This is a genomic window from Hyphomicrobium sulfonivorans, assembly GCF_013306565.1.
In the GTDB taxonomy this organism is placed as follows: domain Bacteria; phylum Pseudomonadota; class Alphaproteobacteria; order Rhizobiales; family Hyphomicrobiaceae; genus Hyphomicrobium_A; species Hyphomicrobium_A sulfonivorans.
Genome location: NZ_PZPO01000004.1, coordinates 376,985 through 396,458 on the forward strand (window position 1 = coordinate 376,985; position 19,474 = coordinate 396,458).

Annotated in this window: 20 protein-coding genes; 11 read left to right on the forward strand and 9 right to left on the reverse strand. The window is 62.3% G+C overall.

Annotated elements, in window-relative coordinates; all coding sequences use genetic code 11:
* Nucleotides 1-9: 9 nt before the first annotated feature.
* The 6 genes from C6Y62_RS10060 to queF all read left to right on the forward strand — a co-directional run bounded on the left by C6Y62_RS10060 (nucleotide 10) and on the right by queF (nucleotide 4,424).
* A complete protein-coding gene (locus tag C6Y62_RS10060; RefSeq protein WP_173953798.1) occupies nucleotides 10-774 on the forward strand; it encodes a carbonic anhydrase in 765 nt (254 codons plus the stop codon).
* 262 nt (nucleotides 775-1,036) lie between these two features.
* On the forward strand, nucleotides 1,037-1,567 hold the full coding sequence (locus C6Y62_RS10065) for a Dps family protein (RefSeq protein WP_210258034.1): 531 nt from the start codon (nucleotides 1,037-1,039) through the stop codon (nucleotides 1,565-1,567).
* Nucleotides 1,568-1,679: 112 nt separating this feature from the next.
* A complete protein-coding gene (locus tag C6Y62_RS10070) occupies nucleotides 1,680-2,711 on the forward strand; it encodes an aldo/keto reductase (protein WP_198491384.1) in 1,032 nt (343 codons plus the stop codon).
* A gap of 122 nt (nucleotides 2,712-2,833) precedes the next feature.
* A complete protein-coding gene (queE, locus tag C6Y62_RS10075; RefSeq protein WP_173953799.1) occupies nucleotides 2,834-3,460 on the forward strand; it encodes a 7-carboxy-7-deazaguanine synthase in 627 nt (208 codons plus the stop codon).
* Nucleotides 3,461-3,570: 110 nt separating this feature from the next.
* Nucleotides 3,571-3,957, forward strand: coding sequence for a 6-pyruvoyl trahydropterin synthase family protein (locus C6Y62_RS10080; RefSeq protein ID WP_173953800.1), 387 nt, complete (start codon nucleotides 3,571-3,573; stop codon nucleotides 3,955-3,957).
* Between the two features lie 5 nt (nucleotides 3,958-3,962).
* A complete protein-coding gene (gene queF, locus C6Y62_RS10085) occupies nucleotides 3,963-4,424 on the forward strand; it encodes a preQ(1) synthase (RefSeq protein ID WP_173953801.1) in 462 nt (153 codons plus the stop codon).
* A 61-nt stretch (nucleotides 4,425-4,485) separates the two neighbouring features.
* On the opposite strand, the gene C6Y62_RS10090 is transcribed toward queF, so the two are convergent.
* Nucleotides 4,486-5,343, reverse strand: coding sequence for an SH3 domain-containing protein (locus C6Y62_RS10090; protein WP_210258035.1), 858 nt, complete (start codon nucleotides 5,341-5,343; stop codon nucleotides 4,486-4,488).
* Nucleotides 5,344-5,614: 271 nt separating this feature from the next.
* Here C6Y62_RS10090 and C6Y62_RS10095 point away from each other — a divergent pair, with 271 nt between their 5' ends.
* The gene (locus tag C6Y62_RS10095) at nucleotides 5,615-7,204 is read left to right on the forward strand and encodes a L,D-transpeptidase scaffold domain-containing protein (protein ID WP_173953803.1); all 1,590 of its coding nucleotides are present in this window, start codon (nucleotides 5,615-5,617) and stop codon (nucleotides 7,202-7,204) included.
* A 65-nt stretch (nucleotides 7,205-7,269) separates the two neighbouring features.
* A complete protein-coding gene (locus tag C6Y62_RS10100; RefSeq protein WP_173953804.1) occupies nucleotides 7,270-7,791 on the forward strand; it encodes a hypothetical protein in 522 nt (173 codons plus the stop codon).
* Here the strand turns inward: C6Y62_RS10100 and yidD are convergent.
* The 8 genes from yidD to lepB form a co-directional block, all read right to left on the reverse strand.
* Nucleotides 7,712-8,125: a membrane protein insertion efficiency factor YidD gene (gene yidD, locus C6Y62_RS16830; RefSeq protein WP_173953805.1), complete on the reverse strand. Its 414-nt coding sequence runs from the start codon at nucleotides 8,123-8,125 to the stop codon at nucleotides 7,712-7,714. The genes C6Y62_RS10100 and yidD overlap by 80 nt on opposite strands.
* Before the next feature lie 100 nt (nucleotides 8,126-8,225).
* Nucleotides 8,226-9,134 carry an EamA family transporter gene (locus C6Y62_RS10110; protein WP_173953806.1) on the reverse strand — a complete coding sequence of 303 codons (909 nt, stop codon included), beginning with the start codon at nucleotides 9,132-9,134 and terminating at the stop codon, nucleotides 8,226-8,228.
* A 160-nt stretch (nucleotides 9,135-9,294) separates the two neighbouring features.
* Nucleotides 9,295-9,831: a YcxB family protein gene (locus C6Y62_RS10115; protein WP_173953807.1), complete on the reverse strand. Its 537-nt coding sequence runs from the start codon at nucleotides 9,829-9,831 to the stop codon at nucleotides 9,295-9,297.
* A gap of 8 nt (nucleotides 9,832-9,839) precedes the next feature.
* On the reverse strand, nucleotides 9,840-11,834 hold the full coding sequence (thrS, locus tag C6Y62_RS10120) for a threonine--tRNA ligase (RefSeq protein ID WP_173953808.1): 1,995 nt from the start codon (nucleotides 11,832-11,834) through the stop codon (nucleotides 9,840-9,842).
* Between the two features lie 223 nt (nucleotides 11,835-12,057).
* On the reverse strand, nucleotides 12,058-12,741 hold the full coding sequence (locus C6Y62_RS10125; RefSeq protein WP_173953809.1) for a hypothetical protein: 684 nt from the start codon (nucleotides 12,739-12,741) through the stop codon (nucleotides 12,058-12,060).
* 278 nt (nucleotides 12,742-13,019) lie between these two features.
* Nucleotides 13,020-13,961 carry a GTPase Era gene (era, locus tag C6Y62_RS10130; protein ID WP_068463140.1) on the reverse strand — a complete coding sequence of 314 codons (942 nt, stop codon included), beginning with the start codon at nucleotides 13,959-13,961 and terminating at the stop codon, nucleotides 13,020-13,022.
* On the reverse strand, nucleotides 13,954-14,682 hold the full coding sequence (rnc, locus tag C6Y62_RS10135; RefSeq protein WP_245281933.1) for a ribonuclease III: 729 nt from the start codon (nucleotides 14,680-14,682) through the stop codon (nucleotides 13,954-13,956). The genes era and rnc overlap by 8 nt, the downstream gene beginning before the upstream one ends.
* A gap of 84 nt (nucleotides 14,683-14,766) precedes the next feature.
* Entirely contained in the window at nucleotides 14,767-15,528 is a 762-nt protein-coding gene (gene lepB, locus C6Y62_RS10140; protein WP_068463138.1) for a signal peptidase I, read from the reverse strand.
* Nucleotides 15,529-16,182: 654 nt separating this feature from the next.
* Here lepB and gdhA point away from each other — a divergent pair.
* The 3 genes from gdhA to C6Y62_RS10155 all read left to right on the forward strand — a co-directional run bounded on the left by gdhA (nucleotide 16,183) and on the right by C6Y62_RS10155 (nucleotide 19,374).
* Nucleotides 16,183-17,526, forward strand: a complete 1,344-nt coding sequence (gdhA, locus tag C6Y62_RS10145; RefSeq protein WP_173953810.1) for an NADP-specific glutamate dehydrogenase — start codon at nucleotides 16,183-16,185, stop codon at nucleotides 17,524-17,526.
* A gap of 426 nt (nucleotides 17,527-17,952) precedes the next feature.
* Nucleotides 17,953-18,831 carry a TIGR01459 family HAD-type hydrolase gene (locus C6Y62_RS10150; protein ID WP_173953811.1) on the forward strand — a complete coding sequence of 293 codons (879 nt, stop codon included), beginning with the start codon at nucleotides 17,953-17,955 and terminating at the stop codon, nucleotides 18,829-18,831.
* Nucleotides 18,832-19,068: 237 nt separating this feature from the next.
* Nucleotides 19,069-19,374 (forward strand): hypothetical protein, encoded by a 306-nt coding sequence (locus C6Y62_RS10155; protein ID WP_157066783.1) that lies wholly within the window; start codon nucleotides 19,069-19,071, stop codon nucleotides 19,372-19,374.
* Nucleotides 19,375-19,474: the final 100 nt, after the last annotated feature.

The window sequence follows — 19,474 nt, forward strand, 5'->3', positions numbered from 1 at the left end:
AATACGCCCATGCAGCTCAGCTTCAATTTTCGCTCCGTCACGCCGCTCGCCCTCGCCGCGTTTGCCGCTCTGGCTCCCGTTGGCACGCTATCGGCGGAAGATCACGCCCACTGGTCCTATGAGGGCCACGGCGGACCAACGCACTGGGGTGAACTCAGCCACGAGTTCGCCGCCTGCGCCAAGGGCGCGCAACAGTCTCCCATCGACATCAAGACCGCCGAGCCTTCCAGCGCCCACGCGCCGACAGTGAACTGGAAGCCGTTCGTGCCGGGCGTCGTCAACAACGGACATACCATTCAGGCGAACGCTGCGGGCGATCAGACAACGACGCTTGGCGATGAGACGTTCAAGCTTGTGCAGATGCACTTCCACCATGACAGCGAGCACACGTTCGACGGCCATCACACCCCGCTGGAGGCGCATTTCGTCAATCGCAGCGCGAACGGCAAACTGCTGGTGCTGGGCGTGATGATCAATGAAGGCGCCGCCAACAGTGAGATCGAAAAAGTCTGGCAGGTGATGCCGAAGGCTGAAGGCGAAGCGAACGCCAGAGAGGCGATTGATTTCGCGCAGCTGATCCCCGCTGGCGGCAAGTTCTATCGCTATGCCGGATCGCTGACGACGCCGCCATGCAGCGAGATCGTGGAATGGGTTGTGTATGCCGACCCGATCGAGGCATCGGCGGAGCAGATCAAGGCCTTCGCCGCGCTTTATCCGCACAACAACCGGCCGGTGCAGGCGCTGGGCGATCGCACGGTCGTGCTGGGGCGGTAGAGTCTTTGTTTGGCACCGGCGACACCGCTGCGGGCCGCCGGCCGCCGGTGCTGAAAGCGCAGTCGCCAGCGCCAAGTAAGAAACACCGACGGCCGTCTCCCCGGAGGGGTTCCGCCGGTGCAAAATTAAAGCTTTTTGCATCAATGCGATCGCGCAAAGGCCGCATGTCAACACTCCGTTAGGCGGGTCGTAAGGCTGCCGCGGTATTCCCATATGCGAAGCGCGTATTATTTCCCTCGCATCACGGCCAAGGAGATTTTCCATGGGTACGGTGACCAAGAAGACAGCCGAGCGTCGCAAGGCTCCGCTGCAGACTCCAAGCGTCTATAATTCGAATGCCATCCGCGATCTTTCGGGCGCGCTCAACGCCCTGCTCGCCGATACGTTCGCGCTCTATCTCAAGACAAAGAATTTCCACTGGCATGTCAGCGGTCCGCACTTCCGCGACTATCACCTGCTGTTCGATGAGCACGCCGACCAGATCTTCGCGATGACCGACCCAATCGCCGAGCGCGTGCGCAAGATCGGCGGCACGACGCTACGCTCCATCGGCCAGGTTTCGCGCCAGCAGCGCATCGAAGACAACGACGCGGAATTCGTAACGCCGGAAGACATGCTGGCCGAGCTGCGCGAAGACAACAAGGACATGGTGGAGCGGCTGCGCGAAGTGCACGACCTGTGCGATGAGCACGGCGACGTTGCCACCGCGAGCCTGATCGAGAACTGGATCGACGAAACCGAACGCCGCGTCTGGTTCCTGTTTGAATCGACCCGTTCGGCACACGCGCCATAACCGGTACGCGGAATCTTCTCGCGAACTGTCGGCGGCGAACGCAAATCGCCGCCGATCATTCCTAGCCTCGCAGCCTTGTCGCCATTAGCCAGCAGCAGCCAAGGATTCAGCCATGAGCATCAAAGCCCCCCTACCAAGGCATCGGCTTGGCCGCACGGACATGTTCATCACGCCGGTTGGATTGGGCGCCTGGGCCATCGGCGGCGGCGACTGGGCTGTCGGTTGGGGCAAGCAGGATGATCGTCAGTCGGTGGAAGCCATTCGCCATGCTGTCGCCTGCGGCATCAACTGGATCGACACCGCAGCGATTTATGGCCTGGGGCATTCGGAAGAGATTGTGCGCGAAGCACTGAGCAACATTCCGAAGTCGACGCGGCCTTACGTTTTTACGAAGTGTGGCCTGCGCTGGGATGAGGCCGACCGCATGGCGCCGCCGCAGCAGGTGGGCGACCCGGCCAGCATCCGCTTTGAGCTTGAAGCTTCGCTCCGCCGTCTGGGCGTCGAGCGCATCGACCTTTATCAGATGCACTGGCCGTCCAAGGACGGTACGCCGATCGAGGAGTATTGGCAGACGCTGCTGGACCTGAAAAAGGAAGGCAAGGTGCGCGCCGTCGGCCTATCGAACCACAATCTGGCGCAACTGGAAGCGGCCGAGCGGCTTGGCCATGTCGATACGCTGCAGCCGCCGTTCTCCGCCATCCGGCGCGACTTCGCCGCCACCGAACTGCCGTGGTGCATCACGCACGACACCGGTGTGATCGTGTACAGCCCGATGCAGGCGGGTTTGCTGTCGGGCGCGTTCACCGGCGAGCGAGCGGCAAAGCTCAACGCCGATGACTGGCGTTCGCGCAATGCCGAGTTCTCCGGCGTCAAGCTGAAGGCCAATCTCGAACTGGCCGAAACCATGCGCAAGATCGGCGAGAAGCGCTGTGTCACGGCCGGCGCGGTGGCGATTGCGTGGACGCTGGCCTGGCCGGGCGTGACGGGTGCCATCGTTGGCGCGCGCGCTCCTGAGCAGGTGGATGGCTGGCTGGCGGCCGCGAACCTCATTCTTTCCGGTGCCGAACGCCAGCAGATTGCCGACACCATCGAACGCACCGGCGCTGGGTCCGGCCCCGCCCTGCCCTACGATGCGGTGGCCTGATTCAGTGCCGGATTTTTGGGCCGGATTTTGGGCCGGATTTTCGGGCGTTGCGACGTCGCGGCAGCATCAACCGGCAGCGGCAGCCTTGAACGCACCCGTGCGGAGCTTTACGGATCGCCCGCATGTACGCGGTGAAAGAGATTTTCTATACGTTGCAGGGCGAAGGCGCGAACGCCGGTCGCCCCGCCGTCTTTTGCCGTTTTGCGGGCTGCAACCTGTGGTCCGGGCGCGAACGGGACCGGCATAAGGCCGACTGCCAGTTCTGCGACACCGATTTCGTCGGCACCGATGGCCCCGGTGGCGGCAAGTTCGCCACCGCTGAGGCGCTGGCGGATGCCTGTGTTGCATCAACAGGCGATGCGGGCGCCAGCTTCATAGTGCTGACCGGCGGCGAGCCGATGCTGCAGGTTGATACCGCGCTGATCGACGCCCTGCACGGGGCCGGATTTACCATCGCCATCGAGACCAACGGCACCCTGCCGGTGCCGCGCGCCATTGACTGGATCTGCGTCAGCCCCAAGGCTGGCACCGACCTCCGCCAGCGGACGGGCGACGAATTGAAGCTTGTCTACCCGCAGGCGGGACTCGATCCCGCTACCCTCAATGGGGTAGATTTCAGCCACTGCTATTTGCAGCCAATGGATGGGCCGCAGCAGGCAGCAAATACCGCGCGTGCCATTGCCTATTGCAAGGCGAACCCGCGCTGGCGGCTTTCGGTCCAGACCCACAAGCTGCTCGGTATTCCGTAACAGTCGCCCGCAGCCCCACCGAGGGACGGACGGCGTGGGATGCTCCCTCGGCGGAGAGCATTTGCGCAAGGCGACTGGAATTAAACGAGAAAATCCCTTAGAGACGCCCCATGCGCATCTACAAAGAATTTCTGTTCGAAGCCGCCCACTACCTGCCGACCGCTCCGCCAGGGCACCCCAACTCGCGCGTGCACGGACATTCGTTCCGCGCGCGGATCACGGTTGAGGGCGCGCCGGGGTCCGACACCGGCTACGTGTTCCACTTCGATGAGCTGTCGCAAATGATGGCCGAGGCGCAGGACGCGCTCGACCATCGGCTGCTGAACGAGATCGAAGGGCTGGAGGCGCCGACGCTGGAGCGCATAGCCATCTGGCTGTGGAACCGGCTGCAGAACCGCGTGCCCGGCCTCTCTCAGATCGAGATCGCCCGCGATAGCTGCCGCGAAGGCGCAATCTATTGCGGACCGGCACCGCAAACCCGGATCGCGGCGGAGTAAGCCAGATGGCCGACGAGAAAATTGCCGTTACGCAACTGGGGCAAATGACTGCCCTGCCGGAAAGTCCGGAAACCGCCGTGCTGGAGCGGGTGCCGAACCCGCATCCCGATGCCCGCTATGTCGCCCGCTTCACCGCGCCGGAGTTCACCTCGCTGTGTCCGGTGACCGGCCAGCCGGATTTCGCGCATATCGTGATCGACTACGTGCCCGGCGACTGGCTGGTGGAATCGAAGTCGCTGAAGCTTTATCTCGGCGCGTTCCGCAATCACGGCGCGTTCCATGAGGATTGCACGGTGGCGATTGCCAAGCGGCTGGTGGAGCTGCTGGAGCCGCATTACCTGCGCATCGGCGGCTACTGGTATCCGCGCGGCGGCATCCCCATCGATGTGTTCTGGCAGACGGGAACGGTACCGGAGGGCGTCTGGCTGCCGGATCAGGGCGTACCGCCCTATCGCGGTCGCGGCTGAGACGCCGCGCTTACCACGCCTGCCTCCCCTTCTCCCGCGCCGCCTCGCGCACCCGCAACGTTCAATCGTCCTCGTGGCAGCCTTCGGCAGCGCTCCACACCTGACCGCGCGGACATCCCTTGTTCAGCGCCTTGCGCTGCTCACCCGATAGCGAGGATTTTGCCTGCTGTGGCGGGGGCTTGTAGCCCTGAACACACCTGCCACCCTCAGGCCGGAAGCCAGGGCCGCAATAGCCTGCGGCCGCGCTTTTCTTCATGCATTTGCCATCTATGCGCACCTGCCCGCTGGAGCATTTGGCGCGCGCCTGTCCCGCTGCGGCGGCAGCCCGTGGCGCTGACTGCTTGACCGTGCAGGTTTTGAAGATGTCCGGCCGCTCTGCGCCAGTCGAACAAAGAATGCCGCCCCACTGGTAACCCGTCTTGCCGCCCGAGTTGTAGGCAATCTTGAACCAGGGAAAGCCGTTTTCGATCACCGCGGTGCGCGCCATCAATATAACGGGCTCGCCCTCGTTCAGGCTGGCAACCTTGCCGTAGTTCTGTCCCGGTCCGTCGCGCACGATGCCACCCCAGCTTGCGGCGGGGATGGGCAGATCATCCAGCGGCGGTGCGGCGGTTGTCGCTTCCGACACGGGCGCTTCCGTTACGGGCGCTTCCGCTGCCGGTTGGGCCGCGTCGGAAAGATTCTTGATGTAGGCGCGGGCGAGATCGGCATGGAAGCCAGTCGGGAAATTGGCGAGAAAAGCGCTCCAGGCGTCGGCGGTGCCCAGTTCTTTGGCGGCAGCAAAGGCATCCTTTTCAGCGCTGCTCTCCGACTGGGCAAAGGCTGGACTGCTCAACGGAACGGGAGGAAAGGCCGCTGACAGGACAAAAACTGCGGCCCCGAGAGCCGCGATGACTGACCACGACAGCGCTATTTTCACCGGAATGCCCTCAAACCCGACGCCAAAGCTTTGCGCGGAAGTCCGCTGACCGGCAAGCCTGTTTGTCAGTTCGCTGACTTATTTCATGCCAACTGCCGCTCGCCAGCAACGTTGGGCAGTGTCCACCGCAGGTGTCGTCCGGGGCTTGCCAACGGCAGGTCGTAAGCCCGTGACCAGACTGCCCATAACCTTGTTCTGACATAGAATTGACCCTGCCCCACGCTAGCCAGATTGCCATGTCTCGGTTAGCCTCCAGCGGTGTGGAGGGGGAATGATTCGCTTAGCTTTTCTCATGCTTGCCGCAGGCTCGGCGCTGCTTGCCGCCGCCCCTATGGCCATCGCCGCGCCCTCGATGTCCGAGGAAGCCATCGCCACCGATCCGGCGATTACCCCGCCGATGCTGCCGCCCACCGACACCAATCCCGTGGCCAGCGCGGTACGTTCAAAGCTGAACGCGCTGCCGGTTGAAGGTTCAGCGGAGGAGCTGAAAGAGCGCAGCGTCCTTTCTGACGTCTATGCCGCGCGCAGAGACGTGCCGATCTGGCTGACCGAAGGCGGGCTGACCGACCGTGGCGCCGCGCTGGGCGCCGAAATTCTGAAGGCTGCCGACTGGGGCCTGAACCCCGCCGATTTCCATCTGCCAGTGATCCCGCCGCCATCGAAGCTCGACGCTGCGACGCTGGGCAAGGCCGATGTCGAAATCTCCAAGGCGCTGCTGAAGTACGCCCGCTATGCCCGTGGCGGCCGCATCACCGCGCCGTCGATCCTGCTCAATTCCAATCTTGATCGCCGTCCGCAGTTTCTGGACGCCGAGACTGTTTTCCGCGACGCCATCGCGACGCCCGATCCAGCTGAATACCTGCGCAGCCTGCACCCGCAGCACCCCCAGTTCCAGAAGCTGCGCGAGCTTTATGTTGCCAACCGCACCAAGCCGCTGGGCAAGCGCATTCTGGCCAACATGGAGCAGTGGCGCTGGATGCCCGCAGATCTGGGCCAGATGCATGTGATGGCTAACGTGCCCGAGTTCATCATTCGCGTGTTCAAGGATGGCGATACGGTTCACACCGAACGCATCGTGGTTGGCGAAACCGACAAGCAGACCACCATCTACACCCGCCCGCTGAGGGCCGTTGTTTTCAAGCCGATGTGGCGCGTGCCGGAATCCATCAAGGTGAAGGAGCTGCAGCCGGACCTGCGCCGCAACGCCAGCCTGTTCCGTCAGCACGGCCTGCAGCTGGAAACGAAGGACGGCGCGCCGATCGATTATCGCTCGATCGACTGGCACACCGCTGACATCCGCAAATATGAGGTGGTGCAGCCCCCCGGCCCCAAGAACGTGATGGGTGTGGTGAAGTTCACCTTCCCGAGCCAGCACACCATCTTCATGCACGACACGCTGGACAAATGGATGTTTGCCCAGAAGGTGCGCACGCTGAGCCACGGCTGCCTGCGGCTGCGCAACCCGATGAAGATGGCCGAGGTCATCCTGGCCGAAGACAAGGGCTGGGACGCTGACACCGTGCAATCCAAAATGAAGACCGGACCGCGCGATCAGGAAATCATGCTGGAAAAGCGCATCCCGATGCACATGGTCTATTTCACCACCTGGGTGGATAGCGACGGCAAGCTGCAAACATTCGGCGATATTTACGGCCACGAGAAGCGGATATCGCTGGCGCTTGACGGCAAGTGGGACGAGATCGACGTCGGCCGCGATCATCTGGCGCCGGTAGGTGCGGCCCCGGCCAGCAGCGACGGCTTCTCGACGTCGTCGAATCGTCCGACAACGCAGCAGCGGCAGAAGAAGCAGTCGACGACCATTGTCGATATGGTCGGCAATGCGCTGGGCGGCGGCTTCTGATGCAGCGCGCGGCGCGCTGCCAACTCAGGTGGTGGCGCGCTCTTCTGGCATCTGTCTGGGTGGCGGTGGCACTCATACCAACGTCGGCGGACGCTGGCGAAGCGGTGGCCGAATTAGGCGCGGCCCGCGTGCGCTACGACGATGCCCGCTGGCAAGCGAGCGTGCGGCCGGATCGGATCAACTTCACGCCGCTTGATACCGCCAAACCGCGCTTGGACCCGGTAGAACTGCGTGTTCTGGAAGATGCCGCGACGTGCTCCGATCTGGCACGACAGGCGTTTGAAGTTGGCTATTATGAAACCCGTTCGCTTGAACCCAAACCGGTAAGCATCGGCGGCAAAACCGGTGAGCGCTTCGATGCGCACACGGGCTGCCGTAACGCGACGCCGCGTGGCGTCGTCATCTGCGTGAAGGTGGCGGGCCATGCCTATCTGTTGCAGGCGCTGAACGCCGGCTGCGAAGGCCGCAACCTCTTTTCCCGCATCGATCCGCTCCTAGCAATCCACGCTACGACCGATCCATCCGAACAGAGCGCACGAAAAGGCCGTAACGCTGCAAAAATGCAGGTGACAGCTCTTCTTCAGTGAAAACGGTACCGTCGGAGCATCGCAGTTCTATTTTGTCGTCCGCGTTTAAACTAACCCGGAAATTTCCGCAGCATCGCCGGAGCTGCGCACGGGCGATTGGCATACCGGTCGACCACCCGTGTTCGCGTATGAGGGCGGCTGATCGATTGCTGCAGGTCGGCGAAAAGAGACACTGCTGCCCGAGCAGTGGCGACAGCAGCACCTGATAAACACCGATAACACGCAGCATGATCTGCGCTGCAATCGCATCAAACCGCTTACTGACCTTGATTGAGGCCACGCGATTGAATGCACCAACTAGCGTACGCCGCAGACTGGATGCCATCAAACCCATCAAACGAGCGCCGCCGTACCCAAGGTTTCAAATTTCCAGCGCAGCCTAAGTGTCAACTTGCCCGTGTCAATCGCGCGCACAACGTCGTGATCCGTTGGCTTTATGCAGCGGGCGGGGTGCGGGCGCCGCGGATGGCAGCAAAGCGCGGCCACAGCACATTGAGGCAGAGCCCCGCCATGACCAGCGCCGCCGCGCCGAGCTTCCAATCCTGTAACGGCTCGGCCAGCCACAGCGCCGACGCGGCAATGCCGAACACCGGCACCAGCAGCGACATCGGCGCGATGGTTGCCGCCGGATAACGCGACAGCAGCCAGCCCCAGATTGCGTAGCCGAACAGCGAATTGCCGATGGCCTGATAGGCAATGACGGCAGCGGTATTGATATCGGCGTTCGCCAGCCCTTCGCGGATCGCGGGCACCCCTTCGAATATCAATGACATCAGATAAAGCGGCGGCGCGGAGAAGATGCTGCCCCACACCACGTAGGCCAGCATGTTCACGCCCGGCGTCGCGCGCACGACGATGTTGCCGATGGCCCAGCTCAGCGCCGCGCTCAGCACCAGCGCCAGGCCGAGCGGCGTGGTCGATCCATCGGTATGCGATAGAATGATGCCGATGCCGGAGGCCGCCAGCAGCAGCGCCGCGATCTGGAACGGGCGCACCTTCTCGCCGGTCATGGCGGCCGCGATGCCGATGGTGAAGAACGCCTGCAACTGGATGACCAGCGATGCGAGCCCCGGCGTGATGCTGCCGCGCATGGCGAGGAACAGCAGCCCGAACTGCCCGGCGCCGATGAACAGGCCATAGGCGGCAAGGTTCCGCCACGGCACCGGCGGGCGCTTCAGGAACAGGATGGCGGGGAACACTACGAAGGTGAAACGCAGCGCCGCAAACAGCAGCGGCGGCAGATCATCCAGCCCCATCCGGATGACGACGAAATTCGAACCCCACACCGCCATCACGGCGAGCGCAAGCAATCCGTCACGCAGGGAAAGCGGCTTTGCGGGCATGGGCTGTTCTTTGCGCCGAAGTGGGGTCTGGTCCGAAGCGGAGCGCTATAAAGCGGCGGCGGCGCAGGGCTTCAAAGCAGATGCGGGCGGAATGTTGCACAGCCCGAATAAAAAAGCGCGGCGCCATAGTTGCCACCGCGCCTGATCTTTAGTCGATGTGCTAACGAACATGTTCTCGGCGCGCGGCCTCAATCCGAAACTTGATCTGCTCTATGAAAGCCCGTTCCAGCTCAGGTGCAGCAAACGCATTGCGCGGAATGAGAATGCCGGATCCAGGATCAGTCCAAATCACGATGATCTTTGCATAGGATTGAACATCTTCCATCATCGTCCAATCGTACTCGGATCGGGTGTGCCTGCCCTCGCTTATCACCCCAACGTCGCCTACGGTGACACGACTGGGGCCTAAAAGAACGCCGTCACGCTTTAACCAATGTGATGCAATGAAAAAACATGCCAACGTTTGATAGAGCCACCAAACTCCCAATCCAAAGATGAGCCCGAGCAGCAAGCTCTCGAAGTCATAGCCGAACCGCTCGCTCAGCAGAAAGGGCAGCGAGAAAAACACGGCGGTGACGAAAATACCGACTGCTGCCGTCTGCTTCCACACGCGCCGTTTCACCCGCTCATTGGCCCGGCGTACCAACTCGCGCCAATGCTCGGTGCTGACGACCCCATTCGCTTCAAGCGTTGCCATGCTCACGCTCAGCTTTCGTCGCGAAGGTCCGGGGGCGTTGCTTCGGCCTTCAGGGCGGCAAGGGCTTCCTCAAGCGTCATCACCTGCTGCGCCTGCGATCCGAGACGACGGATGGACACCTTGCCCTCCTCGGCCTCGCGTTTGCCAACCACCAGCATCACCGGCACCTTCGCCAGCGAATGCTCGCGCACCTTGTAGTTGATCTTCTCATTGCGCAGATCGATCTCGGTGCGGATGCCAGCGGCACGCAGCTTCTCGACCACTTCCACCGCATAATCATCGGCATCCGATACAATCGTCGCGACGACGACCTGCAACGGCGATAGCCACAGCGGGAAGTGACCGGCGAAGTTCTCGATCAGGATACCGGTGAAGCGTTCCAGCGAGCCGAACATGGCGCGATGGATCATCACTGGAACCTTCTTGTCCGACGTTTCGTCGATATAGAAGGCGCCGAGGCGGTTGGCGAGGTTGAAATCCACCTGCGTGGTACCGCACTGCCATTCGCGGCCGATGGCGTCCTTCAGCACATACTCAAGCTTGGGGCCGTAGAACGCGCCCTCACCCGGCTGCAACGCGGTCTTCACGCGGCCGTTGGAACGCTTGGTCACCTCGTCCAGCACGTCCTGCAGTGCCTGCTCGGCCTTGTCCCACAGCTCATCTGAGCCGACGCGCTTTTCAGGCCGCGTCGACAGCTTGATGAAGATGTCCTCGAAGCCGAAGTCCTTGTAGATCGACAACATCAGGTCGTTGATCTTCAGGCACTCCTGCATCAACTGGTCTTCGGTGCAGAAGATGTGCGCGTCGTCCTGCGTGAAGTGGCGCACGCGCAGCATGCCGTGCAGCGCGCCGGATGGCTCGTAGCGGTGCACCTTGCCGAACTCGGCAATCTTCAGCGGCAGGTCGCGATAGCTCTTCAGGCCGTGCTTGAAAATCTGCACGTGGCCAGGGCAGTTCATCGGCTTGCAGCAGAACACGCGCTCATCGGGCAGCGTGGTCGTGAACATGTTCTCGCCGTAGTTTTCCCAGTGACCGGAAAGCTCCCAGAAGTGCTTCTCCATCATGTCGGGAGAGTTCACTTCCTGATAGCCATCCTTGTCGAGGCGACGGCGCATGTAGGCGATGAGGCTCTGGAACAACGTCCAGCCCTTCGGATGCCAGAACACGCTGCCCGGCGCTTCCTCCTGGAAGTGGAACAGGTCCATCTCGCGGCCGAGCTTGCGGTGATCGCGCTTCTCGGCTTCCTCAAGGCGATGCAGATATTCCTTCAGCTCAGGCTCGGTTGCGAACGCCGTGCCGTAGATGCGCTGCAGCTGCGGATTGTTCGCGTCGCCGCGCCAGTAAGCGCCGGCGAACTTCATCAGCTTGAACGCTTTGCCAATCTGGCCCGTGGACGTCATGTGCGGGCCACGGCACAGGTCGAGCCAGTCGCCCTGCTTGTAGATTTTCAGATCCTGATCGGCAGGGATCGCATCGACGAGCTCGATCTTGAAGTTCTCGCCCTTGTCGCGGAAGAACTTCTTCGCTTCATCGCGCGACCAGAATTCCTTCGTGAACGGCGCATTGCGGGCGATGATCTCGCCCATCTTCTGCTCGATCTTCGGGATGTCGTCGGGCTCGAACGGCTGCTGCTTGGCGAAGTCGTAGAAGAAGCCGTTCTCGATCACCGGGCCGATCGTCACCTGCGTGCCGGGCCACAGCTCCTGTACGGCTTCGGCCATCACGTGCGCGGCGTCATGCCGGATCAGCTCCAGCGCTTCCGGGTCGGTGCGCGAGATGAACTTGATTTCGGCGTCGGCCGTGATCGGATCGGCAAGGTCGGACAGCGTGCCGTTGAGGCTCATGGCCACGGTACGCTTGGCGAGCGACGGCGCGATGGACTTCGCCACCTCAAAGCCGGTCGTGCCGCTGTCGATCTTGCGGTTGGCGCCGTCGGGGAATGTCAGGGTGATCTGGGGCGCCGCAGAAGAATTGGGCGCGGAATCGTGAGCCGTGTCGGCCATAACCTCTCTCCTCTCAATCGCTGCATACCAAGCAGGTAAGATGCGGGCGGTATGTGCGCGCGCCCCGCCGCGATGTCAAGGAGTCTTGCTTTGAGACTTGCCTTGCACGCGGCGACTCCCCTGCCGGGAGCCGGCCGCCGCGTGCCGAAAATCGCTTCCGTGGCGGCCAGCGTCGCGAAGCGAAGTCGCCGCGCGCCGGATCAAGACCTGCCAAGTGCAAACTTCAAAAGGCGCGATTGATCGATATTGCGACGGATTGTGTTGTCAGCCGATCGCTGACGTAAAGGTTGGCTCCACCTTCGGTCGTGATTGTCGAGCCAGACTGAACAAAGGAACTTGTGAACTGATCCGAATAGCCATTTGAAGGCTGCGACGTGCGTGCCCACGTGTAGTTGATATCGATAAACCATAAATCCGAGAGGAAGTACGCGACGCCCAGCTGAAAGCCCCCGCCCCAAACCCAATCGTTGCTCGAAAAGTTCAGGGGTGCACCGGTAATGTCGGTGTGCTGGCCGTTGATGTCGGCGAAGCCAATCGCATTCCGGATATCCGTTTCCACGTTGAGCAGCATCGGGCCGCCGCCACCATAGACAAACCCCTGGCCAAAACTCTGGCCGATGAAGGGGAACAACGTGAGCTGGTGTGTCACTCGTGTTTTCGATGAGCCGATGATCACGTTGCCGGTGAAGCTGTCCGGACTGCCACCAACCGGCGTAAACTGGCCGGCCTGAGGAATGAGCTCGGGCCGCTCCAAAGCCGCGTCATCGTACTGATAGGTGAGCTTGATACCCCACAACAGGCCGCTCCCTGGAAAGTGGGCAAAGTAGCCAACCTGGCCTTGGGGCGCGAAATTGGCTTCGCTCAGCCCGAACGGAACAACGGGGCCGCCTGCCGTGCCGGTGGCCACCAACACACCATCCTTGTAGACGCTCGTAGGATCTGAAACGCCGATCATCGACTGCTTGAGATCGACGTGACTGTAGGCTCCGCCAAGCCCGCCGAACCAGGCCGCATTTGGCAGACGTTGAACCGGATCAGCAGCAGCTGCGCTAACGGCAAGATTCAAAGCTACAGCTAAACTTCCAGCGACGCCGAATACCCCCGTTGCGCGCATGCCAGCCACCCCGAAGCAGATACTCCCAGTACTGAGCTATCCGATTCGGGGCTGTCATCGCACCGCTACAATTACTTCTTGGGCAGTTCGAGGCCCATTTCGCGGTAGCGCTCGGGGTCGTCCTGCCAGTTCTCGCGCACCTTCACGAACAGGAACAGGTGCACCGGGCGCTCCAGGATCTCCTGCAGCTCACGGCGTGAATCCATCGACACCTGCTTGATGGTCGCCCCGCCCTTGCCCAGCATGATCGCCTTCTGACCGTCGCGAGCGACGAAGATCGTCTGCTCGATGCGCACCGAACCATCCTTGCGCTCGGTCCACTGAGATGTTTCCACCGTCGAAGAATACGGCACCTCATCGTGCAGGCGATGGAAGATCTTCTCGCGCGTGATCTCGGCCGCCAGCATGCGCAGCGGCGCGTCCGTCAGATCGTCTTCCGGATAATGCCACGGCCCGGCGGGCATCTTGTCGGCGAGATAGCGCTTCAGATCCTCGACGCCGTCGCCATCGGTGGCGGACAGCATGAACACATGCTCGAACGCCGCCTTCTCCTGCACCGCGGTCGCCAGTTCAAGCAGCTTGCTCTTGTCGGTGAGCTTGTCGACCTTGTTCAGCACCGCAATGCGCGGCAGCTTCACGTCCTGCAGCTTGTTGAGGATGCTTTCCACTTCGGCGTCGATGCCACGCGCAGCGTCAATCACCAGCACCACGAAATCGGCATCGCGCGCGCCACCCCATGCCGCTTCCACCATCGCGGTATCGAGCCGCTTCTTGGGCGAGAACAGGCCCGGCGTGTCGATGAAAACAAGCTGGCTGTTGCCGACATTGGCGATGCCGCGCACGGGTACACGCGTCGTCTGCACCTTGTGCGAGACGATGGAAACCTTGGCGCCAACCATGGCGTTCACCAGCGTCGACTTGCCCGCGTTGGGGGCGCCGATCACCGCAATGAAACCGCAGCGCTGACCATCGCCGTCAGCATGGACGGCCCCGACTTCGTCTCCGTCACTCATCGCTTTCCGCTCCTGCCACAACGCCTTCGCGTTTCAATAATGTCTGCGCCGCTGCCTGCTCGGCCGCGCGTTTGGAAGCCCCGGTGCCTTGCGCCGGCGCACATCCGTTGATGCGCACCTCGGACGTAAAGCTGGGGGCATGGTCCGGCCCGGTGCGGCCAATCTCGGTATACTCCGGCAGCGGCAAGCCCCTGCCCTGCGCCCATTCCTGCAGCGCCGACTTGGCATCAGGCCGCGCGGCCGCCGGACGGACGTCGTCCTGATCCTGCCAGAGATGCAGCACCACCGACCGCGCCGCGGGAAATCCGGAATCGAGAAACACTGCGCCCAGCAGCGCTTCCATCGCGTCGGCCAGGATCGTGCCCTTCTCGCGCCCGCCGCTCGACGCTTCGCTTTCCGACAGGATGAGATGCTGCCCCACGCCGATGGCACGCGCGACGTGGGCACAGGCCTCGCCGCGCACCATGCGATTGAAGCGACGCGCCAGCTCGCCCTCGTTGGCGGTCGGGAACTGCGCGATCAGCTTGTCAGCGATCACCAGCCCGAGGACGCGATCGCCGATAAACTCAAGCCGCTCGTTATCGCTGCGGTGCACTTTGCCGCCGCGCATGCTGGCGTGGGTCAGCGCAACTTCGACAAGCTGCTGATCGCGGAACCGGTGCCCCAGCGCCTTTTCAAGATCTTTGAATTTTCTCGGGCGCAGGATCACGACACGCTGCACGTCCTGAAAGCCATATGGCTGAAAGCATTTTGGCCGCCGCGCAGAGCATTTGCGCGGCGGTCGGCTGGATTGGCTGAACGCAGACTATCGAACCAGCTTGAAGAAACGGTTCCAGCGGATATCCGCCGGCCAGGTCCACGGCTGCCACAGGCTGAACGCGCCCGGCTCGTCGACAGCAGCGGAGAAGAAAATGATCTCCGCGCGGCCGATCAGGTTGTCATAGGGCACATAACCGACGCCCCAGGTGGCGCGGCTGTCGGTAGAGTTGTCCCGGTTGTCGCCCATCATGAAGTAGTGGCCCTCGGGAACCTTGTAGGGGCCGACATTGTCGAACGGGCCGTTGGGCTCAGCATCCAGCACGGTATACTTCACGCCGTTGGGCAGCGTTTCCTCATAGGCCGGAATGGGACGCGCCGGGCCACCATCCTCGTGGGTGACGAAATCACCGATACGGCGCCGCGGAACTTCCTCGCCGTTGATGAACAGCAGTCCGCCGCGCACGTCGATTTCATCGCCCGGCAGGCCGATCACGCGCTTGATGTAATCGGTGGAATTATCGCGCGGCAGCTTGAAAACGGCGACATCGCCTCGCTTGGGCTCGGCGCCGAAGATGCGGCCCTCAAACGGGATCAGGTTGTAGAACGAATAGCGCGAGTAGCCGTACGACAGCTTCGACACGAAGAGATAATCGCCGACCAGCAGCGTTTCCTTCATCGAGCCGGAAGGAATATTGAAGGGCTGATACAGGAAGGTGCGCACCACCATGGCAATGGCCAGCGCTTCGATGACGATCGTGGCCGTTTCCAGCCAGCCCCCGCCCTTTTTCGTGTTTGCCGATACGGCCATTCAAAGCTCCCAACACGGGCAGACCCGCCTGTACCCCGAGGGCCGCTATAGCCATTTTGGGGCTTTGGCGCAATTCGTGCCAGCTGGACAAAGACGCCGGGTGCACCGGACAACCGGTCCCCCACATCGGTCAGAACGGGAAAGCCGGCCCCAACCCGACGTTTTTGGTGGGGGACCCCCGGACTAAAAAACGCGCTTGAAAGGTGATCACGGCGGTGGCCTGCAGCCGGCCCTGGCTTCACCCGGCTCACCTGCCCGCCGTTGCCAATCTGCCGACGCAGATTGCTGCGACTTTTGCGCGCGGAATGGCGTTTGTCACATGGCCGTCACCTGCTGCCCCGTCCCGCTGGCAACGACCCAACATGCCTACCTGACGAGCGATAAGCCCAAAATTCAGCCTTTGCTGCGCCGCCGCATCGGCCTCGCGGTGCCCGTTAACTACTCATATCGCACGAAATAACAGCAGAAATAGATTGCGAAGGGGACAGTGGCGGGCCATTAGCTAGCCGTTCGCACACCGATACTGCCTCGCCGAGCCAGTCGACCCCGCACGATCAATCCGGCCCTGAGTGTCGCCACTGTCCGCGGACGTCACCCGGCGGCCGGACCCTTCCGGCTGCCATTGAGAATGTCAGTTAGGCTGGGACAAGAACAATGCTCGATGAGAAACTTGAGCCGATTTACGCCGACGTGCTGCGCCGCAATCCCGGCGAGGGGGAATTCCATCAGGCCGTCCGCGAAGTGCTGGACAGCCTTGGTCGCGTCGTCGCCAAGCATCCGCACTATGCACAGGGCGCTCTGATCGAGCGCATCTGCGAGCCCGAGCGCCAGATCATCTTCCGCGTGCCGTGGGTGGATGACAAAGGCCAGGTACACATCAACCGCGGCTTCCGTGTGCAGTTCAACTCGGCCCTCGGCCCCTACAAGGGCGGCATCCGCTTCCACCCCAGCGTGATGCTCGGAACGATCAAGTTCCTGGGCTTCGAGCAGATCTTCAAGAACGCGCTGACCGGCATGCCGATCGGCGGCGGCAAGGGCGGTTCGGACTTCGACCCCAAGGGCCGCAGCGACAACGAGATCATGCGCTTCTGCCAGTCGTTCATGACTGAGCTGGGCCGTCACCTCGGCGAATACACCGACGTGCCTGCGGGCGACATCGGCGTCGGCCAGCGCGAAATCGGCTACATGTTCGGCCAGTACAAGCGCATGACCAACCGTTATGAGTCCGGCGTGCTGACGGGCAAGGGCCTCATCTGGGGCGGCTCGCGCGTACGCACCGAGGCAACCGGTTATGGCTGCACCTACTTCGTCCAGCGCATGCTGCAGACGCGTGGCCAGGATTTCGACGGTCGCACGGTTTCCGTTTCCGGTGCCGGCAATGTCGCGGTCTACACCATCGAGAAGGTTGCCTCGCTCGGCGGTCGTGTCATCGCCTGCTCGGATTCCGATGGCTACGTGGTCGAGAAGGACCGCATCGACCTGGCTCTCCTGAAGGAGATCAAGGAAGTGCGCCGCGGCCGTATTGCCGACTATGCCGCCGCGCGCGGTTCGGAAGCGACGTACGTTCAAGGCGGATCGATCTGGGATGTTCCGGTTGATGTTGCGATGCCATCGGCGACGCAGAACGAGCTGAACGGCCAGAACGCTGCAACCCTGATCCGCAACGGCGTCATCGCCGTCGGTGAAGGCGCGAACATGCCTTCCACGCCGGAAGCCATCCGCGCATTCGTCGAGGGCAAGGTGCTGTTCGGACCGGGCAAGGCCGCCAACGCCGGTGGTGTTGCCACCAGCGCGCTCGAAATGCAGCAGAACGCCTCGCGCGATTCCTGGAGCTTTGAAGCCACCGAAGCGCGTCTCGCGAAGATCATGCACGACATCCACGACACCTGCGCCAACACGGCGAAGGAGTATGGCGACGAGGGTAACTACGTGCTCGGTGCCAACGTGGCGGGCTTCACGCGCGTTGCCGAAGCCATGCGTGCTTTCGGCGTGATCTGATCGCGCTGCAACGGCGATAAGCTGTTGGTTGCAAAATTTCACGCGTCCGCTTCGGCGGGCGCGTTTTTTATTGCGAGGCAGCTAGCGCGCCGATGCATCGCATTGCGATGTGTCTTCACCGCGTCCGGCGCAGCACCATATTTTTATCAGATGCTGATGCGTCGCTCGCTGCCGGTGGCTACATCGCCCAACGAGCAACCGGTGGTGACGCAAAACCGTCACGCGGCGGCGCAGCAAAGTGCTGAACAGGTCGCCGCTTCTCCCGAAAGTAAACGCACCGGCACAAATGCCGTGCATTCCGTCAATGCAGCCAAAATGGTGCGGCGGTCGCAGCCACTAGCCTTGGCGCGCAAAATGGTGAAACTAGCCGTGCCCCTTGTTCAAGCCGCCCCGCCCGCGACCCATCGCAAAGAGTACTCCCCTCACATGACCCAGAACCTTATTGCACCACCGATACTCGCCCATGCCGGTGCGTTGCTGAGCAACTATGACGTGATCTTCTGCGATGTCTGGGGTGTGCTGCACGATGGGCTGAAGGCCTTCCCCACCACGTGCGACGCGCTGCAGCGGTTCCGCAACAACGGCGGCACCGTTGTGCTGGTCTCAAACGCGCCGGTTCCCGGTCCGCGCGTCTCCGCCATGCTGGAAAGCCGCGCCGTGCCGGATGACACTTGGGACGACATCGTTTCCTCTGGTGAACTTGCGCTTCAGCACGCCGACGCGATGGGCTATCGCACCATCTATTGTATCGGCCCAACGCAGCGGGACGCGGCGACGTTTCTGCGCGTTAAGGCGGCCCGCACCGATTTTGACGACGCCGAAGCCATTCTGTGCACGGGCCTCAACGACGACATGACGGAAACGGCCGACGATTACCGGCCGCTGCTGGAAAAGGCACTCGCACGCAAGCTGCCTTTTATCTGCGCCAATCCCGACCTTGTTGTCGATGTTGGCGGCAAACAGTTTCTGTGCGCCGGCGCCATCGCCGATCTCTATGAGCGTATGGGCGGCGAGGTATTCTGGGCCGGCAAGCCATTCGCCAACGCTTATGAAGCGGCGCATGCCAGCGCCAACAAACTTCGCGGCGCCGAAGTGCCGAAGTCGCGCATCATCGCTGTGGGTGACAGCCTGCGCACCGACCTGAAAGGCGCGGAAGCCTACGGCATCGACGCCATCTTCGTGGCATCGGGCATCCACCGCGAAGAAACGATGGGCGCAACGTCACTGTCGGAAGCAAAACTGCAGAGCCTGTTCGCTCCGCCCGCACCGCAACCCATCGCGGTGATGGAAAAGCTTGTCTGGTGACAACCGTACGGCGATCATAATTTGCGTTTGGCGCGAACAAAACAGGGCGCCCGATCAGACGTTTACCGGTCGGTTACCTTAACGGTTCATCTTTGTATGTAGACGCCTGAGACGTCTACCGCCCCCACGGCACGATCGCTTTTGCCGGTTTCGGCTTCATCCGGTTTGCCGGACTGCAGCCGCAGCCCGATCAGCGACTATCCATGGCGGCGCGTGCAACGATGAAAGAGAACACGCATGATGTTCGCTCGCCCCTCCTCACGCCTCCGTCTTCACGCCAGCCGCGCAGCATTGGTTGCAGCAGTTGCCATTGTTGCTTCCGTCACTCTCACGGTTTCGGCGCAGGCCGTAAGCCCGCAAGTCCGCAGCGCGTGCGCCAACGACTACTTCACCCATTGCAGCAGCAATCCGCCGAACAGCCGTGAGACCAACCGGTGCATGCGCGCCGTAGGTGCACGCCTGTCCAAGGGTTGCATCGCCGCCCTCGCCGACGCTGGATACGTGCCGAAGTCGCGCCTTTCGCGTCGTTCCGCCAGCCGCTGAGCGCAGACCCCAGAGGGCAGCCGGACGACGTCCGATGCCCTCTGACAGTCTGAACTCTGTGTTTGACCGCGCTATCATTACGGCTATTGTCGAGAATACG

Bases quoted from the DNA above. Each gene is read 5' to 3' on its own strand.
- C6Y62_RS10060 (WP_173953798.1), top strand. From the start codon at position 10: ATGCAGCTCAGCTTCAATTTTCGCTCCGTCACGCCGCTCGCCCTCGCC.
- C6Y62_RS10095 (WP_173953803.1), top strand. From the start codon at position 5,615: ATGATTCGCTTAGCTTTTCTCATGCTTGCCGCAGGCTCGGCGCTGCTT.
- era (WP_068463140.1), bottom strand. From the start codon at position 13,961: ATGAGTGACGGAGACGAAGTCGGGGCCGTCCATGCTGACGGCGATGGT.
- thrS (WP_173953808.1), bottom strand. From the start codon at position 11,834: ATGGCCGACACGGCTCACGATTCCGCGCCCAATTCTTCTGCGGCGCCC.
- C6Y62_RS10150 (WP_173953811.1), top strand. From the start codon at position 17,953: ATGACCCAGAACCTTATTGCACCACCGATACTCGCCCATGCCGGTGCG.
- C6Y62_RS10070 (WP_198491384.1), top strand. From the start codon at position 1,680: ATGAGCATCAAAGCCCCCCTACCAAGGCATCGGCTTGGCCGCACGGAC.
- yidD (WP_173953805.1), bottom strand. From the start codon at position 8,125: ATGGGTTTGATGGCATCCAGTCTGCGGCGTACGCTAGTTGGTGCATTC.
- C6Y62_RS10155 (WP_157066783.1), top strand. From the start codon at position 19,069: ATGATGTTCGCTCGCCCCTCCTCACGCCTCCGTCTTCACGCCAGCCGC.
- C6Y62_RS10065 (WP_210258034.1), top strand. From the start codon at position 1,037: ATGGGTACGGTGACCAAGAAGACAGCCGAGCGTCGCAAGGCTCCGCTG.
- gdhA (WP_173953810.1), top strand. From the start codon at position 16,183: ATGCTCGATGAGAAACTTGAGCCGATTTACGCCGACGTGCTGCGCCGC.
- queF (WP_173953801.1), top strand. From the start codon at position 3,963: ATGGCCGACGAGAAAATTGCCGTTACGCAACTGGGGCAAATGACTGCC.
- C6Y62_RS10115 (WP_173953807.1), bottom strand. From the start codon at position 9,831: ATGGCAACGCTTGAAGCGAATGGGGTCGTCAGCACCGAGCATTGGCGC.
- C6Y62_RS10080 (WP_173953800.1), top strand. From the start codon at position 3,571: ATGCGCATCTACAAAGAATTTCTGTTCGAAGCCGCCCACTACCTGCCG.
- C6Y62_RS10110 (WP_173953806.1), bottom strand. From the start codon at position 9,134: ATGCCCGCAAAGCCGCTTTCCCTGCGTGACGGATTGCTTGCGCTCGCC.
- queE (WP_173953799.1), top strand. From the start codon at position 2,834: ATGTACGCGGTGAAAGAGATTTTCTATACGTTGCAGGGCGAAGGCGCG.
- lepB (WP_068463138.1), bottom strand. From the start codon at position 15,528: ATGGCCGTATCGGCAAACACGAAAAAGGGCGGGGGCTGGCTGGAAACG.